The organism is Spirosoma migulaei (assembly GCF_054776855.1).
Genome location: NZ_BAAHBG010000027.1, coordinates 497,078 through 514,946 on the forward strand (window position 1 = coordinate 497,078; position 17,869 = coordinate 514,946).

Genomic DNA, 17,869 nt, shown 5'->3' on the forward strand with positions numbered 1-17,869 from the left:
CAATGTTGCCAGACTCCCTTTGTAATTAGTAACTTGTAAGCCTTCTGGCATTTACCAAGTCTTAATGAGTAAATGTATCCCCATCACAGTCGTAATGAGCGTATGATCTGAAGATTTAGAACGATTGTCTATGAGGCTATTTACATTTCGATTTTTAGTCTTGCTGTTTGCACTGGGTTCACCCCTGGTTTCGTTGGCAACCCACCAGGTTGGGGGGCAGATAGAAATGCGTGCAATCGGCGATGTTCCCGGCCATTTCCACATCACGGTTACTAATTATCTGGAAGATGGAACCCGCGGGGCTGCCAATCAGGCTACTACCGGTGTTTTAGGCATCTTTCGTACCCGTGATAATACGCAAATGATGAGTTTCACGGTCCGGCAAACGGGAACCCGAGTGCCGGTAATTTACGCCAACGAGTTCTGTGCAGCCCAGCGCAATCTGAAATTCATTGTTCTTACCTACGAGGCAGACATTCAACTCAGTCCAACTCTTTATAACGATACGCAAGGCTACTACATGTCGTATCAGACACGGAACCGGAACGCGGGCATCAATAACATTAGCAGCCCCGATCAAACGGGTTTTACATTTTACCTTGAATTTCCAGCCATTCTGCAGAACGGGCAACTTTTCACGAACTCCTCCCCTCACTTCGGGCCGATCAACGGGGAGTATGTCTGTATAGGAGACTCTTTCACATTCCCATTTGGTGGTACCGACCCGGATGGTGATGAGCTGAGGTACTCCATGATTACCCCACTGAACCAGAAAGGCACGGGTAATACACAGAATGCGGTCTCGGCGGGACCCTACCCCGATGTAAGCTGGTTGTCTGGCTTTGGACCAACCAATGCCATACCAGGTAGTCCTTCGTTGGGTATCGATGCGCAAACCGGCCAATTATCAGTCACTGCCAATCAATTGGGCTTATTTGTCTTTGCGGTTCGGGTAGAAGAATATCGAAACGGCATAAAAATTGGTGAGGTAAGGCGTGATTTTCAGTTGCTGGTTATTGACTGTCCCCCCCAAACCACTCCCAATCCGGCCGTTCAGATCATGAACCTGCCCAAAGCAACTAAAACAACCATTTGTCAGGGCGATTCAACTATTCTACAAGCTACGGTAGATACCAGTTGGAACTACCAGTGGCGTCGCGATGGTATCAATCTGTCTGGCGCAACAAACCCAACCCTCACCGTGCGGCAATCTGGCGAGTATACATTGGTCGTTTCACCCAAGCAGGTTTGTAGTAAAGTCGGTAATTCAGGGATTCTGACGATTACGGTTATCGGAAACGAAGCGAAAGTAACGTCAACGGGTCATTTGTGCGCTACAACAGGAACCGTCACCCTCCACGCAACCAGCGACTCGAATGTGGTTTATCAGTGGTATCGCGATAAACAGTTGCTTTCGGGAAACCTTTCTGTCGACTCGCTTCAAACTAGTCAACCTGGCAACTATTGGGCGGTTTTAACCCACAAAACGCTCGGTTGCAAGGCCAATACAGATACCGCTACCATAACGCGTTCAGCTGCCGTGACAGCGGTTATCAAGTCGTCAACGGGATTCAATCGCATTTGTCCGCAGGATTCATTACGCCTTGATGCCAGTGGTGGTATTAGCTACAACTGGCAAAAAGACGACATAAAGGTGGGCACCAGCAGTTCGCAATACACGGCCAGCCAGGCGGCAACGTATGTGGTTATTGCGACTGACATTTTTGGGTGTGAAGGCACCTCGGCTCCCATGACGTTAACCCAGTTGATTGCACCAACGGTCACCCTGGATTCTATTCCGGGTGTTTGCGGGCCCGATGTTCCCGTCCATACACTTATTGGTAGCCCGCCCGGTGGCGAGTTTGCTGGTGCAGGTGTAACGGGGAGTGAATTTAGTCCCAAACAGGCTGGCATTGGCAATCATCCGTTGACCTATACCGTAAAGGCAGCGCCCGAATGTGCTGGCACAGTGGCTACTCGAATTGCCATCGTTGCGCCTATTCCAACGATTCAACTAACCGATTCCATGACGACGTACACAGGCAATACGTTTAGGATGGATCCAATCTATACCGGAAATCCGAATCAGTTCCAATGGGCATCGGCTACGTTCCTGGATAGCGCCAATGCCGCCAACCCGACAGTGATGGATATTCAGAACGATATCACCTACATCATCGATGTAAAAAATAGTACGGGCTGCGAAGCCAAAGACACCATTCACGTTACCGTTTACGCCCGAGTTTTTGTACCGGATGCGTTCAGCCCCAATGGCGATGGCCTGAATGACACCTGGGAGCTTTTCGGAATAGAAGCATTCCCGGATGCTATCGTGACCATCTTTAACCGATGGGGCGAAGTAATTTATTCATCCGGCAGGGGGTATACTCATCCCTTCGATGGTACACTTAACGGCACTTCTTTACCCGCGGGTTTGTACGCCTTTACGTTACGAACGGTACCCCAGAAGCCGATCATTCGGGGAAGTTTGATGTTGGTACGTTAGTAAACTCTGAACGGTGTGCCATACGCCCTATCTCCCAGATAGGGCGTATGGCACACCGTTCAGAGTTTACTACATGGCTACTTCTTGCGGCCCGGCCCCCAGATGGCCTTGCCAGGAAAAACGTTTGTGTGTTCGCCATCTTTCAACACCTGTTTGCCATTAACCAGTACATGCTGAACCCCTACCGCGTACTGGAACGGGGCGGCAAATGTAGCTTTGTCTGCAATAGTAGCCGGATCGAAGATAACCACATCAGCGAAGTAGCCTGGACGAAGAAACCCTCTACTGGGTAATTTGTGATTTGCGGCTGGTAAACTCGTCAATCGGCGAATGGCCTCTTGTAACGACATAACCTGCTCTTCCCGAACGTATTTCCCCAGTAAACGGGCAAAATTCCCAAACGTCCGGGGATGAACAATACCGTTGTCTTTCCGATCTTCGGATATAGATGCGGCATCGGAACCAAACGACACCCATGGCTGACGAATACCCTTCTTCACATTTTCTTCCGACATCAGGAAGTAGGTTGTCTCAACCCGGCTTTTGTCGGCAACGATCAGATCCATGACGGTTTCGATGGGGTCCTTACGCCAGATCGCGGCTAGCTGGCCCAGTGTTTTCCCATTGTACTTTTTCAGTGAATCCACCTCAAAAGCGGTCAGCAGAATATTATCGGTCGAACCCGCCAACTGAAACATATTTTCCCAATCGTTCCCGCTTTGGCGCACTTCGGCGGCTAACTTTTGGCGAGTAGCCGGATCTTGTAGCCGTTTCCAGCCAGCCATAAACCCACCATTGAACAAATAAGGTGGCAGGCAGGAGGTCAGGCCGGTGGCACCCGCCGTGTAGGTGTACATATTGGCGGTTATATCCTGTCCTTGCTCACGAGCCTTGTTGATCAGCGTAATGGTCGACTCCATACGAGGCCAGTTCCGCTGTCCAGACGCTTTGAAATGATACAATTCAACCGGCACGTTCGCTTCCCGTCCAATCTTAATGAGTTCATTGACGCCTTCTTCGAGCCGATCCCCTTCACTTCGAATGTGGGCAATATAACGCCCGCCGTAGCGACTCGCTTCTTTGCAAAGCGCAATGAGTTCGTCCGTATCCGCAAAGGAGTTAGGCGGATAAATGAGGGCGGTTGTGATCCCTAAAGCCCCCTCTTCCATTGCCTTGCGAACAATGGCCCGCATCTGATTTAACTGGGAAGGAGTCGGCTTTACATCGGCTTCACCCAATACAACCTGACGAACCTGGGCAGCCCCGAGGTAGGATGCAATGTTGGGTGTAATGCCTTTCTTTTGAAGCTTAGTTAAAAACTCGGCCAGCGTTTTCCAATCGCAGGTCAGGTTGTATGGTTTTAAATACAGGTTAACCTGCTCCCGTTGCGCTTCCGTACTAAGGGGTCCCCAGGAGTCTTCGCCAAAAACCTCGGTTGTAATTCCCTGTTTGGTATCGCTCATGGAATGGCCATCCCGCAGAAACTCAAGCCCTGTGTGCGACAATACATTTATGAAACCCGGAGCTACTGCTTTACCCTGCGCATCAATTACTGAACTAGCTTTTGCCGTAGCGAGATTACCAATCGCAACTACCCGGTCTCCACGAATGCCTACATCACCGGGCTTAGGGGGTTGTCCCGATCCATCGTAGATAAGTCCATTGCGGATGAGAATATCGAATCTATTGTTAGTAGGTTTGGCCGATTGAGCGAACACCTGGCCCGTATAGGCCATGAATAAGATAAGAAGATGTGTAAATCGCATAGCAGGTTGTTTATCAATCCAATATAGCGATTGACAGAAAACAACTGATTGATCATCGGTTATCTTCAAAAAATAAGTTCCGGTACAAGCTAAAGGATATAGCTTGTACCGGAACCTACTTATTCTCTTATATACTCAGAAGCCTATTAAGCCTGCTTCGTTAATTGAATATTCATGACCAGTTTAACATCGTCACTTACAACAACGCCACCCGCTTCGGTAACACCATCCCAGGTCAGACCAAACTCTTTACGCTTGATCGTGCCTACCAGCTCGAAACCAGCTTTAGTCTGACCATAAAAATCCTGCATCTGTCCACCGTGTTCAACCTTTAGGGTTACAGGCTTCGTTGTACCACGAATGGTCAGGTCGCCGGTAAGGGTATAGGTATCATCACCGGTTTTGGTCATCGAGTTTGATACAAAGGTCAGTTTAGGGAAGTTCTCGGCATCAAAGAAATCAGCTGATTTCAGGTGACCATCCCGTTGTTCCTGGCCCGTACTGATGCTGCTTATGTCTGCAGAGAAGGCGATTTTAGCATTGGTAAAATCATCACCGAATGTTTCAACCTGACCTTCATAGACCCCAAATGATCCCGTTACGGTCGAGATTACAAGGTGTTTTACTTTAAACTGCACTTCAGAGTGCGTAGGGTCAATGGCCCAGGTAGTAGCGGTGGCGGTTTCAGTTGCCATAGTTATAGTCGTTTATAAAATTTCGTGTTGACGTATTTGATGTATATACATTTAATTTGACTGAAATGTTTCAAATTTTTGAATTATTTTTTTCAAGCCCTACTGATACTCTCGCCCGACAGGCCTACCTGCCTTTCTGAGCGTCTTCCGGAACTTTAGTCAGTTCCATTCCAGCGCCCTTTACTAGTGCTACCTTCCCTTTTGTGTCAAGTATAAAGCTTAGGGGCTCTTTACCATTCCAGAACTGATCGAATACCATTCGGAAGGTATCGAAATGCCAGTGCTCGAGATAGCCAGTCAACAGGTTATTGATGGATGCATAGAGTTTCCCGTCTTTCTGCGTCACCACTACTTTTCCATACAGTGGGTCGGCATACGAACCTACGTACGCCGTTAAGGGCAGAGAGGGTTTTGTATTCAGTACACGGGTGCTATCTACTTTTCGCTCCGCCTGTTTGGCCCGTTGTTTTAATGCGCCATACAATTGCCGAAACTCTTTGCTCCAGTCGCGGTCAACGCCAAGCCGGGCGTCGGGCCGTCCAAACTCATCGAAGGCACGATACATGAGTGCATGGCGAAGTTCGGCATGGTCGAGATTTCCCTGCACATACACAGCTACTTTCTGATCCGGCAATTGTCCGTGAATGGCAACCATACCCGTCAGGCTTCCGGTATGGAAATTCACCCGTTGCCCGCGGTAGTCCTGCTGAAACCAACCCAGGCCATAGGTTTTCCAGACGGGTTTTGTCAGGTATTGGGTCGGGTAAAACTGACTGTCAGTCACCAGTGTCTGCGGTTTGAACAACTCAGCCCAGGTAGCCGGTTTTAATAAAATTTTACTCGTTCCACCAATTGTGTATCGGCTACTATCGAGCATACAGATCATCCAAGAAGCAACATCATCCGGGCAAGTCCAGATCGAGCCCGCCGGTCCAACCGCATCGACTAATCCCTCCTCAATCCGACTGTTTACAGCACGAATCGTATCGTTTATCTCAATATGGGGTTTTGCCCGATTTACTTCGTCCGCTACTTCCTTAAAGAGAGCCTTTGTTCTGCGCATGCCCAGTGGCTCAAAAATTCGGGTTCGAACGAAGACATCCCAGGGAATCCCGCTTACTTTTTCGATGACCTTACCCGCGGCCAAATACATAATATTCTGATAAATAAAGCTCGACCGTAGCGAATACGACGGTTTAATGAGCCGCATCCGATGCAGAATTTCGTCGGAGGATATCTGTATGCTTGCCCAAAGCACATCTGCATTACCTACGCCTGTGTTGTGAATCAGTAAATCCCGCACCCGTACCTCCCTCGTAACAGCCGGATCATAAAAAAGAAAATCGGGCAGGTAATTGACAACGGGGTCATCCCATTGAAGTTTACCCTCATCGACCAGCATACCAATACAGGCAGCGGTCATGGCTTTGGTTGTAGAAGCCATGGCAAAAAGGGTTTGTGTATCAACAGAGCCCGTGACTCCCATTTCCCGGACCCCGTAGCCCTTTTTCAGCAGCACTTTGCCATCCTTCACGACCGTAACCGTCAGGCCAGGCACCTGCCAGTCGCGGACAGCCTGCTGCACATAGGCATCGTAGCGGGCAACGGGATCAACCGTCTTTTTTTTGGATTGTGCCCATACGGGCTGATTCATACAGACACTGACAAGCAGCGTAAAAAAGAGGATAGTCTGTTTCATGGCAGGTTGTTTGATGCCCTAAGATAGCATTTTTCAGTTGTAGCGGTCGCACCGACGAGCCCGTCTGTACGTATATTTGCTTGTATCATCTCTTACCAATACAACCATGAATTACGTCAACAAACAAAAAATCCGGTCCTGGCTGTTTATTGCTTTCGCCTTGCCGCTACTTTTCTTCACGAGTAGTAGCTACGGTCAGTCGAAAACAAGCGCAGCTAAAGCGGCTAATGGCCTATCGGCGATCAAAGAAAGTGACATTAAGCGCGACCTATTTGCGCTGGCAGGCGATCATTTTCGGGGCCGCGAAGGCGGTTCACTCGACGAACTGAAAGCATCGGTCTGGATTGCCGATCAGCTTCGGGCAATGGGCCTGCAACCCGCTGGCGACGATGGTACGTTCTTTCAGTTTTTTCATATTCAACGCACACGCATTACGGAAACCAGCCGATTGATCATTGGCAGTCACCAGCTCACCCACGGTCAGGATGCATTTATTCTTGCCCCCGCCATTGCGTCGGTCGATGCGCCACTTGTGTTCATTGGCAAAGGCACCCCCGAAGACCTAGCGAAAGTTGATATTAAAGGGAAAGCGGTAGCACTAGAGTTCTCGGGAACTGGTCCTGCCGAACTCAGCTATCGTCGGTATTTATTCGGAACCATGAATCGCCGGGCGGCCGAACTGGTCAAAGCGGGAGCACTGGCCGTTATTTGGGTTTCTGATGCACAGGCTCAGTTTTATTTCGACCGATGGACAACAGGGCTCGAACGGGGTCGGTACGATTTACCGGGTGGAGCGAATACGCGCGTGTTTTCTCAGGCACCAACCGTCTGGCTCCCCGCGAATGCGCTGGAGTGGGTCAAACAGCCAAATCAGCAGTTTACCAATGTAGTCAACGTTGAGAGTTTCAATTATCCATCAGTCAATATCGTGGCCAAAGTACCCGGTATTGATCCCAAGCTGAAAGATGAGTATGTGCTTTTCAGTACGCACCAGGATCACGATGGGGTTCGGAAGGCTGTTGCCGGTGATTCAATCTGGAACGGAGCCGATGATAACGCCAGTGGCTGTGTCGCTACCATGGCTATCGGACGAGCTTTCGTACAGAAGCCAGGGAAACGTTCTGCGCTTATTGTCTTTCATGGTGCCGAGGAGCGTGGATTGTTGGGATCCCGTTACTACGTAGAGCATCCAACTGTACCGAAAGAATCTATTGTTGCCGTTTTAAACGCCGAGATGATTGGGCGAAACGACCCGGATAGTGCCGCCATTCTGGGCCAGCAACCACCCCACCGTAACTCAACCGATCTGGTGAATGCCGCCTTAGCGGTCAACCAGTCGGAAGCACATTTTAAACTGGATATGCTCTGGGACAAACCGGAACATCCCGAAGGCTGGTATTTCCGTTCTGACCACCTGCCCTACGCCCGTGCCGGTGTACCAGCCATTGCCTTCACAACCCTGCTCCACCCCGACTACCACACACCAAAAGACGAGCCCGACCGGATCAATACAGCCAAAGTGACACGGATTGCCCGATGGATTTACCTAACCGGTTGGGATGTTGCCAATCGGCCTAGCCGGGTGCGTGTGGACGAAGGGTTCAAATTGGAACGGTAAGATTTGTGCTGTCAGATGCTTACATCTGACATACCAGGTTTCTCAAAACCTATAAGTTGTACCAATAGGTTTTGAGAAACCTGGTATGTCGGTTATTAGTAACCGACACCACGGGCAGATCTGGCATCATGACCCTCACACTGAAAACCCCATTTTATCGTAATTTTTCCTAAGGTGCCCTTAAAACATAGCCCTCGCCAATCACAGTATGAATGAGTTTTGGCGCTCCGCCCTGATCAATTTTCTTCCGAAGCAAGCCCACATAGACTTCAATCGAGTTGCTGCTCATGGCATACTGCATATCCCAGACCTGCTCGGCAATAGTGACTCTGGAGATGACCCGCCCCTGATTGCGCATCAGGTATTCCAGCAATTGATATTCTTTGGCGGTTAGATTGATTGACCGATCTCCACGCTTAGCGGTTCGCTCGTCCAGGTTCAGTACCAGATCACTTACGGTTAGCGTAGATTCTGAATGCAGGTTTCCAATGTGTCGCCGGGTTAAGGCCCGTACGCGAGCCATCAGGATATCAAACTGAACAGGTTTAACTAAATAGTCGTCTGCACCAACATCCAGGCCCGTAACGATATCATGGGTTGCCCCCAGCGCACTCAACATCAGAATTGGGGTTTCAATTTCTTCTTTTCGGAGTGCGGCTACCATATCCTGTCCATTCTGACGCGGCAGGTTAACATCCGCAATAATCAGATCATAGGGGTAATCAAGCGCCATTCTCTGCCCCATAAGTCCATCCGATGCAATCTGCACATGAAAGCCATTCGCTTCTAATCCTTTCCGGAGAAATCCGGCAATTGAGGGTTCATCTTCAACGATGAGTATATGCATAGTGGTAAACGTTGGGGCGAAATTAGAAAAACTTCAGCACCCGCGTATCATGTTACAATAGCACGCTGATTTTTATGATAGGTATGATTTACACAGATTTTGTTAGAAACAAAGAAAATCATAACTCATCTTACTCATCATAAAAATCAGCGTGCTATAGACGTTAACATACTCATTATGTTACTACAACAAAGCCCCAATCCAGACGAATCGAGGCTTTGTCATGAACAACTAAACTACTCAACGTTAACACAAACCACTAATCTATCGACGGCCACCGCCACCGTGGAATCCACCACTACCGTGAAATCCACCGCCACTGAAGCCTCCTCCAAATGATCGCATACCACCGCCACCCCAGGATTGCGAGCGGTTTACACCGGGGTTAACTCCCTGATACCGACCAGGGGCGGCAATCCTGGCGGAACTGCCTGCGCTACCTACAGCTCCGGAACGGTTATATTGACCCGCATTGTTCAGCCAGTTACCCCGTCCGGCACTTGACCCGAACGTCCGTCGGGCCGCCGACATGAAGCCTGCATTGCCTGGTGTCAGGATGCGTTGTTGCCCCAAATTGTGGGTATAGTAGGTATTGAATCGGTTATACAAATGTGGATACACATACCGCCCTGATCCAAAAAACCAGTTTGAGAAACCCAGCGAAGGTAAACCAAACATAACCATGTTGCCACCCATGCCATAATAGAAACCGGTTCCAAACCACCAGGCCGATGGATACCATAGTGGGGATGCGTACCAGTATGGATAGCCAAACCAGAACGAATAGGGGTTTTGATAATAATAGGACGTATTTACCCAGGCAGGGTTTGGATTGATACTCGTGTTATACCCATTGGCCTGTGCGTACGCTTGCCCAGCCTGCTGCAACTCCTGTCTGGCCTGTGGATCGTTGTTCAATTGATTTTGATAATCAGCCAGTTCTTGCTGATTCTGAACTTGTAGGCTGTCGTGTAGCGCGGTCAAGTCTTTCGTAACCTGATCGGGGTTGGCCTGATAGGCTTCTCCTAAACGCGCTGTTTTATCAATCTGATCGGTGAGCTGGGTCATCACATCGGGCATTTCAATCAATTGACGAAACGCGCTTTGTGTTGGGCTATCCAAGGTGCTAATCACGTTCTCGAAAGCCTGTTGTGCCTGCTGGTTGATATTATCGACCTGAACCAGATCAGCATTGTGATGGCGGTATAATTTCCAGGCCGACACCTGTATAGTAGCGGGCATTGGTTTAGTCAGGTTATTTACCGTCTGCTCGTCTGAGCCAGTGGGTAAGGTTGCCAGCGCATGCAAAATATCGGGATACCGGGACAGATCATAAAACCAGCCTTGCTTGGTCTGTCCATAGGACTGAATCAGATTGGCAAACGCCTGTTCGCTGTTGGCCCGTTGCTGTGCCAGCGCCGTTAAAACCTGTGGTTGTACACTGGCCAGCAAGATCGACCGACGCACATCATCGCGATAAGGTGCAATGGCCGAGACAATAGTCTGGTCATTGATCGGAGCCGTTTGCTGGTCCTGATCTCTGGTTTGGGCTATGGTTGATTGCCATCCTGCCGACAACAGCCCAAGAGTTAGCAGCAGGGCTTTCGTTGGGATGAAATGGATGAACGTTTTCATAGGTTTGGTAAGGCAACTAACGCCTTAATTAACGATTACGGTTAGTGAATTCAAGGTCAGATGGCAGGCCTGATTTCGGCAAAAATCTGAAGCAAACTTTAGTCATTTCTACCTGCCTCACTGACTATACAAACAACGCTTTGGGGGCTTAAGAAAGGCTAAACTGGGGGTTAATGTTCGGTTAAAAATGTTTTTTCTGACAGGATTTACACGATGAAGAGGATGATTTTGTCGTGAGAAAAATCATCCTCTTCATCGTGTAAATCCTGTCAGAAAAAAAACCTGGATAGAATGTCCTAACTTCGACATCGAATACGCCTGTTTATTAAAAAACCTCCAGAACGAACTACATCAACAACCCATGACATCCTCTCTCCTGCGCAAATTCACCCTGTTTACGATGGCGTTGGCAACACTGCTCGCCTGCCATCGACCACCTACCCAACCAGCAACCTATTTTCCACCTAAAGGCGATAACTGGGTACACCTGGCCCCCGAAAAAGCGGGCATGGACGCAGCTTTGCTCGATCAGGCCATCGCATTTGCGAAAACACAGGAAACTACTCAGATGACTCCTAATTTTTCGACGCAGGAGGAAATCTTCGGTAAACTTCTTGGACCTATGCCCACCAGCCGGGCAGCCACAAATGGGCTTGTGTTACGGCATGGCTACATCGTAGCCGAATGGGGAGATACCCAGCGTCCCGACCCAACCTACAGCGTAGCTAAAAGTGTATTATCGACCGTAGTGGGCATCACTACCGAACGCGGTATGATTACCGACATTCACGATCCAGTAGCAAAACTCATTCATGACGGCGGCTACGATTCGGAGCAGAACCGAGCGATAACCTGGGAGAATCACCTGACTCAAACCAGCGAATGGGAAGGAGCCCTATGGGGAAAAAACAGCGATTTTGTTGGAAAAGAAGCGTTTGGGAAAGGCGAGCGTAAACCCCGCACGCTCCAGAAACCCGGCACGTATTACGAATACAATGATGTGCGAATCAATCGGATGGCGCTTTCCTTGTTACGCTTGTGGAAGAAACCTATCCCTGAGGTTGTCCGCGATGAAATCATGAATCCAATTGGCGCTTCGGATTCCTGGCAATACATTCCGTACCCAAACGCCGTTGCAGACGTTGGTGGGAAGCAAATGCCATCGGTGAGTGGCGGCACCCGCTGGGGTGGTGGCCTGCGGATCAGTGCCCGGGATGAAGCCCGGTTTGGTTACCTGTTTCTAAGGCAGGGTCGCTGGGGCAACCAGCAGATCGTTTCGGCCGACTGGGTCAAAAAAGCAACCCAACCCAGTCCGTTCGGTCCTGATTATGGGTATTTGTGGTGGCTCAATACGGGTACGAGTTCAACCGGCAAAAAAGCCTGGCCCGATGCCCCAACTACGAGTTACGCGGCCATCGGCGCGGGTTCAAATACGATCTGGGTAGACCCGGAGCATGACATCGTGATTGTGTGGCGATGGCACAACGGAAACCCCAACGAACTGATTAAGCGCGTATTGGCAGCGGTTAAAGAGTAATTGGAATGATGTTTGCCCCAATGTAACGCTATGATACTTAACCTGAATCTATACGCATGAATGTGTTCAAATTTACGCTACTACTCTGCCTAATTAACCTGGGGCAGACATTCGCCCAGTCCATTTATCAGGGTCCACAACCCGAAGCGCTATTTACAACAGCATCTGACAAAGCATTTCTGGCCGACTTCAGAACAAAGTTCAAGGCTGATTTTGATACAACCAGTCAGTATGCAAAGCTTCGGACTTCGGGCCTGGATGCCTGGGAAATGAGTCTTTTTGACGCTCGCAAAACTCAGTCGGCCTATTATAAATCATACCCGAAAGCCAGCGAACTGTCGGAAGGGTTCAAACAGTATGTCGAGGCCTGTATCCGCTGGAATTATTGGCACCTGCTGCTGGCTTATCCTATTCTCCGGGGGAATGCCCAGACGGCCCAATCTAGTTTGATGTCGCTTCCAACCGTTATGGTTGAGGACCTGGCAGCCCTAAAAGTGAATGACGAATCAGCTCTTTCGGCTGAGCCTTACCAGGATTTCCTATTTTTTTACGTCACCTACTTTAACTCTAAGGCCCGCAATTTTGCCAAGTATACCTCCACCGATATCCAGAACAGCCTAACTGACAAGGCTACTTTTGCCCGTCAACACCTAACGGGGAAACCTTATCAATACACGCTGGCGCGACTGTTAGTCGAAAACTGCGACAAAACCCCACCTTCGTCGGTTCGGGCTGTGTTTGCTATTCTTAGTGCAACCCCAAACGCAGTTGGTTATGTTAGCGTCGTCAAAGCCCGGTGTGGGGAGGTTATGGCCAAAAAGGATGAACCTGTTGTGGCCGCAGATGCCCAAAAGAAAACGATAGACCCCAAAGCATTCTCATTTGCGAATCAAAACGGCGAGCCGGTTACCCTTGACGAATACAAAGGGAAAGTTGTTTACCTCGACGTCTGGGCCAGTTGGTGCGGGCCTTGTCGGGCTGAATTTCCTTACTCCAAACAACTCCAGGAACGCCTGAGTAAAAAACAGAAAGAGCAGGTGGTTTTTCTTTACCTATCCATCGACGACACGGAGGAAGTCTGGAAAAAAGCACTGGCTACACTTCAGTTGCAGGGTGAACAGGGTTTATCGAAAGGCGGCTGGAAATCCAAAACGGTAAAGTATTTCGGCATTCAAAGTATACCCCGCTACATATTGATCAATAAAAATGGACAGGTAGCCGATGCCGATGCCAAACGCCCCAGCATGACCGACGCCATTTTACAGGATATTATTAAGCTTCTTGGCGAGTAAAGAAGAATTATAGAGAACACAAAATGATGAATTACTATCCTTTATAGTTTCTTTACTTTGGGTTCTCTGAAGCTGTGGTTAATTCTTTTTGCTATCAGTGATCTATCAGCTGTAGATATAGCTCTTCGACCTGCTTCCGCGCCCAGTCCGTTTTACGCAAAAACGTCAGGCTCGACTTAATACTCGGATTACTGGTGAAGCAATTAATTCTAATCTTCTGACCAAGCCGATCCCAGCCATAGTGAGCTACTAACTCCGTCAGAATAGCCTCAAGGGTTTTCCCATGCAGGGGGTTATTGGCCTGTGTATTCATACTACAAACTACGGTGAAAATAGGTATAGTCAGCAAACATAAGATTTAAAGGCAGAAGCAACTGATTTGGTGTGGCCTAAAAATAAATACAAAAAACAAATAGATTTCGATATGCTTTTACTATCCGGTTACTAGTAGCCAACTGGAGCAAAATACCCTGGAGTTGGATTACTAGCCTAAGGCCGAGAGTGGTTAATAAACGAAAATAGTTACCACAATTCAATTTCAGTAAATAATATCTTTATAAATTCTGTGACAAATTGGAAGGAGCATTCGTCTAAAAAAGCTGATCAGCAAAATTACGCATCGATTTACGGGGTTCTACTACCCTTTTTTGAGGCTGTATTTAACTGCATAATTGTTGATTAACAAAGTAATCACAGGCAAAATACAGGTAAGTGCAAATGAAATTTTACAAAAATACTCAGCACGCATACTATATTTGATGCTTGTAGTTAACTAAATTAACCATTCCTGACCACCGTAAGGGTAAAAAAATACTCAATACCATGCCGATAGCTGAACGCGAACGCATTTACGAACGAGCCGATAATAAAGGCTGGAAAAAATGGGGGCCTTACTTATCAGAACGTGCCTGGGGCACGGTTCGGGAAGATTATAGCCCGTATGGTGATGCCTGGAATTTCGTTACGCACGACATGGCTCGCTCCCGTGCCTACCGCTGGGGCGAAGAAGGTATCGGCGGAATTTCTGACAACAAAGGCCACATCTGTTTTGCACTGGCGTTCTGGAATCATAAGGATAACATTATAAAGGAACGCCTGTTTGGTCTTTCGGGACCAGAAGGCAATCATGGCGAAGACGTTAAGGAACTGTACTATTATTTAGACAGTACCCCAACTCACTCCTACATGAAGATGCTCTACAAGTATCCTCAACAGGAATTCCCCTACAATCGACTGGTTATTGAAACCATGCGCCGGGATCGTCAGGCACCCGAGTTTGAATTGACGGATACGGGCATTTTTGAGAAGGACGAATACTTCGATATTTTTATCGAATACGCTAAAGCCGATCAGAACGACTGGCTTGTTACCATAACGGCGCATAACCGCTCAGACAAAGAGGCTCCTCTTACATTACTTCCAACTATCTGGTTCCGAAATACCTGGTCCTGGGGCTATGAGCAATATAATACCCGGCCCATGCTCCATGGCATTGCCAATAATCAGATAGAGGTGAATCACAAGCAGTTAGGCAAGTATAAGCTTTACTGTGAGGATGCCGATACACTTCTATTCTGCGACAACGATACGAATACGGAACACCTGTACGGGCGACCAAACGTAGCGAAGTACCCGAAAGATGGCATCAATAATTTCATTGTATCGGGGGGTAAAAAAGGCTTCATCAATCCGAATCAGATTGGCACAAAAGCGTCTGCCCAATATGTAAAGAAAGTGCCGGCTGGTCAAAGCGTTAGTATCCGGCTTCGCTTCAGCGACCAGACGCATCTGGCACAACCATTCGGCGACTTTGACGAGATCTGGAACAAACGCGTTGTAGAAGCCAATGACTTTTTTGCCAACCTGCAAAAAAACGTCACGGACCCTGAACTGATGGCCATTCAGCGACAGGCTTATGCTGGTATGCTCTGGAACAAGCAGTTTTACTATTACAACGTAAATGAATGGCTTAAGGGAGACCCTAAAATGCCCGTGCCGTTTCAGGGACGGGTGTATGCCCGCAATGAATCTTGGCGGCATATGTACACGGCCAATATTCTCTCCATGCCCGATAAATGGGAGTACCCCTGGTTTGCGGCCTGGGATCTGGCTTTCCATACCCTGACGCTGGCCCGGCTTGACCCGCATTTCGCTAAGCGCCAGCTAGCTGTTATCCTTCGGGAGTACTACATGCACCCCAACGGACAGATACCCGCTTACGAATGGAATTTTGGCGATGTAAACCCGCCTGTTCATGCCTGGGCCACCTGGAAAGTTTACGAAATTGACCGCGACCTGAACGGGATTGGGGATGTGAATTTCCTGGAACGGGTATTTCATAAACTGCTGCTCAATTTCACGTGGTGGGTAAACCGCAAGGACGTCTCAGGCAATAATATTTTCGGGGGGGGCTTCCTTGGTTTAGATAACATCGGGGTTTTCGACCGTAGTCAACCCCTGCCCATGGGTGGTCGTATTGAACAGGCCGATGGTACAGGCTGGATGGCTATGTATACCCTCAATATGCTTCGAATTGCCTGTGAGATTTCGCTTACCCGGCCTAGCTATCAGGACATGGCTAGCAAGTTTTTCGAGCATTTTCTACATATCGCATCGGCCATGAACAACTTGGGCCGCCAGAATATCAGCCTGTGGGATGAGGTAGACCAGTTCTACTACGATGTACTGCACATGCCTGATAATAACGCCCGGTTGCTCAAAATCCGCTCCATGGTGGGTTTGATTCCGCTCTTTGCCGTTGAAATTCTGGACGAAGCTTTACTCTCAAAACTTCCTGATTTCAAACGTCGGGTGGAGTGGGTACTTACAAACCGTCCTGATCTGGCTTCGCTCGTTTCGCGCTGGCACGAGCCGGGTAAGGGCGAAACGCACCTGTTGAGTCTGCTTCGTGGTCACCGGATGAAGATGATTCTGAAACGGATGTTCGACGAAACCGAGTTCCTGTCTGATTACGGTATCCGGGCGCTGTCCAAATATCATGAAAAGACACCCTATCAATTCGAGTTGAACAGCGAAATATTCCAGGTGCGCTACGTAGCAGCCGAGTCTGAAATGAGCATGTTTGGAGGTAACTCCAACTGGCGCGGGCCCATCTGGTTCCCACTCAACTTTCCGCTGGTTGATTCGCTATTGAAATTCTACCAATACTATGGTGATGATTTCGAAGTAGAGTATCCAACTAATTCTGGTCAGGTGATGAGTCTTAAGGAAGCAGCTATGCATGTCACCGAGCGGATTATCAATATTTTTCGGCGTGACGAAAACGGGCAGATACCTGCTTATGGTCAGGACAAAAAAATGCAGAATGATCCCCATTTTCAGGGACTATACTTATTCTACGAGTATTTCAATGGGGACAATGGCATGGGCTTAGGGGCCAGTCACCAAACTGGCTGGACAGGTTTAGTGGCCGATCTGATCGAGTATTGGTACAAATACCAGTCCGAAACCGTAGCCATTCCCGCAGGGAAATAAACGTAAAACCAGCAGAAAGCCGGGCATATTGTCCGGCTTTCTGCTGGTTTATTGACCTACATATTTGCTGACAGCCTTAACCACTAACTGGTTCAGAGATATTCCTTTTTCGAGAGAAACAACTGCCGCCTTTCGATGCAATTCGGGTTGCATACGGATATTAAATGAACCGGCAAAACTCTTCTCTGGCTTCTTTCCAACCGCTTTACACAGTTCCAGGTAATCTTCGACAGCTTCTACAAAAGCGGATTCGAGTTCATTGACACTGGTTCCTTCAAATGTTACCAAGTCGGTTATGAAGGCAAGTTTTCCATGAAAAACTTTATCGTCGGAATTGTATTGAACGGAACCGACAAAATCCTGATAACGAAGTACATTTTCCATGTATCAATTGCTTAAGTTGAGTATGTACTGAATTTCTTTGAGCTGATATTGCTTTAATATACTACCAGGATGAGGTTTATGTAATCGAATAATCTTCTTTGTTTCCGGATTAACGAAGGCTTGTCGGCTACCTTCCGTTTTCCCTTTGCTAACTTCCTCATAGCCAAAATAGGCTAGTAAACTGACCAACTCATTCCAGCTAAAATCAGTCGGTTTCGCTTGAAAACGTTCAAGTAACTTCTCTTTTTTACTCATGTAACGCAAGCAACTGTTTTTCAGTTGCATAGCGTTTAGATGCTCATTAGACCCTTTTCTAAAAAGAAAGTATATCTACTGTAGCTACAATGCTCTAATCCTACTTCTGGTTAGTCACCTGATTTACAAAACCACTTGAA

The 17,869-nt window shown here is 48.3% G+C and carries 13 protein-coding genes; 5 read left to right on the top strand and 8 right to left on the bottom strand.

Annotated features, from left to right (window positions below; genetic code table 11):
- Window positions 1-130: 130 nt before the first annotated feature.
- Entirely contained in the window at window positions 131-2,506 is a 2,376-nt protein-coding gene (locus tag ACYVGO_RS26955; protein WP_460971926.1) for a gliding motility-associated C-terminal domain-containing protein, read from the top strand.
- A gap of 77 nt (window positions 2,507-2,583) precedes the next feature.
- On the opposite strand, the gene ACYVGO_RS26960 is transcribed toward ACYVGO_RS26955, so the two are convergent.
- The 3 genes from ACYVGO_RS26960 to ACYVGO_RS26970 form a co-directional block, all read right to left on the bottom strand.
- Window positions 2,584-4,272 carry an N-acyl-D-amino-acid deacylase family protein gene (locus tag ACYVGO_RS26960; protein WP_460971927.1) on the bottom strand — a complete coding sequence of 563 codons (1,689 nt, stop codon included), beginning with the start codon at window positions 4,270-4,272 and terminating at the stop codon, window positions 2,584-2,586.
- 146 nt (window positions 4,273-4,418) lie between these two features.
- Complete coding sequence (locus ACYVGO_RS26965) at window positions 4,419-4,967, bottom strand: YceI family protein (protein ID WP_142772829.1); 549 nt, start codon at window positions 4,965-4,967, stop codon at window positions 4,419-4,421.
- Between the two features lie 124 nt (window positions 4,968-5,091).
- Window positions 5,092-6,666 (bottom strand): serine hydrolase, encoded by a 1,575-nt coding sequence (locus ACYVGO_RS26970; RefSeq protein WP_460971928.1) that lies wholly within the window; start codon window positions 6,664-6,666, stop codon window positions 5,092-5,094.
- 106 nt (window positions 6,667-6,772) lie between these two features.
- Here ACYVGO_RS26970 and ACYVGO_RS26975 point away from each other — a divergent pair, with 106 nt between their 5' ends.
- On the top strand, window positions 6,773-8,284 hold the full coding sequence (locus ACYVGO_RS26975) for a M28 family peptidase (RefSeq protein ID WP_460971929.1): 1,512 nt from the start codon (window positions 6,773-6,775) through the stop codon (window positions 8,282-8,284).
- 169 nt (window positions 8,285-8,453) lie between these two features.
- Here the strand turns inward: ACYVGO_RS26975 and ACYVGO_RS26980 are convergent, their stop codons facing one another.
- Entirely contained in the window at window positions 8,454-9,131 is a 678-nt protein-coding gene (locus ACYVGO_RS26980; RefSeq protein WP_142772826.1) for a response regulator transcription factor, read from the bottom strand.
- 264 nt (window positions 9,132-9,395) lie between these two features.
- Window positions 9,396-10,766, bottom strand: a complete 1,371-nt coding sequence (locus ACYVGO_RS26985) for a hypothetical protein (protein WP_460971930.1) — start codon at window positions 10,764-10,766, stop codon at window positions 9,396-9,398.
- 361 nt (window positions 10,767-11,127) lie between these two features.
- Between ACYVGO_RS26985 and ACYVGO_RS26990 the strand changes: the two genes are divergently transcribed.
- On the top strand, window positions 11,128-12,303 hold the full coding sequence (locus tag ACYVGO_RS26990) for a serine hydrolase domain-containing protein (RefSeq protein ID WP_460971931.1): 1,176 nt from the start codon (window positions 11,128-11,130) through the stop codon (window positions 12,301-12,303).
- Window positions 12,304-12,359: 56 nt separating this feature from the next.
- Window positions 12,360-13,595 (top strand): TlpA family protein disulfide reductase, encoded by a 1,236-nt coding sequence (locus tag ACYVGO_RS26995; protein WP_460971932.1) that lies wholly within the window; start codon window positions 12,360-12,362, stop codon window positions 13,593-13,595.
- Between the two features lie 94 nt (window positions 13,596-13,689).
- Here ACYVGO_RS26995 and ACYVGO_RS27000 read toward each other — a convergent pair whose 3' ends face one another.
- Window positions 13,690-13,908, bottom strand: a complete 219-nt coding sequence (locus tag ACYVGO_RS27000) for a VF530 family protein (RefSeq protein ID WP_142772822.1) — start codon at window positions 13,906-13,908, stop codon at window positions 13,690-13,692.
- Window positions 13,909-14,417: 509 nt separating this feature from the next.
- On the opposite strand from ACYVGO_RS27000, the gene ACYVGO_RS27005 reads away from it, so the two are divergent.
- Window positions 14,418-17,090 (top strand): MGH1-like glycoside hydrolase domain-containing protein, encoded by a 2,673-nt coding sequence (locus ACYVGO_RS27005; protein WP_142772821.1) that lies wholly within the window; start codon window positions 14,418-14,420, stop codon window positions 17,088-17,090.
- Window positions 17,091-17,138: 48 nt separating this feature from the next.
- Here ACYVGO_RS27005 and ACYVGO_RS27010 read toward each other — a convergent pair whose 3' ends face one another.
- Together ACYVGO_RS27010 and ACYVGO_RS27015 are read right to left on the bottom strand one after the other, a co-directional pair.
- Complete coding sequence (locus ACYVGO_RS27010; protein WP_460971933.1) at window positions 17,139-17,474, bottom strand: type II toxin-antitoxin system HicB family antitoxin; 336 nt, start codon at window positions 17,472-17,474, stop codon at window positions 17,139-17,141.
- 3 nt (window positions 17,475-17,477) lie between these two features.
- Complete coding sequence (locus tag ACYVGO_RS27015) at window positions 17,478-17,759, bottom strand: type II toxin-antitoxin system HicA family toxin (RefSeq protein WP_460971934.1); 282 nt, start codon at window positions 17,757-17,759, stop codon at window positions 17,478-17,480.
- Window positions 17,760-17,869 lie beyond the last annotated feature (110 nt).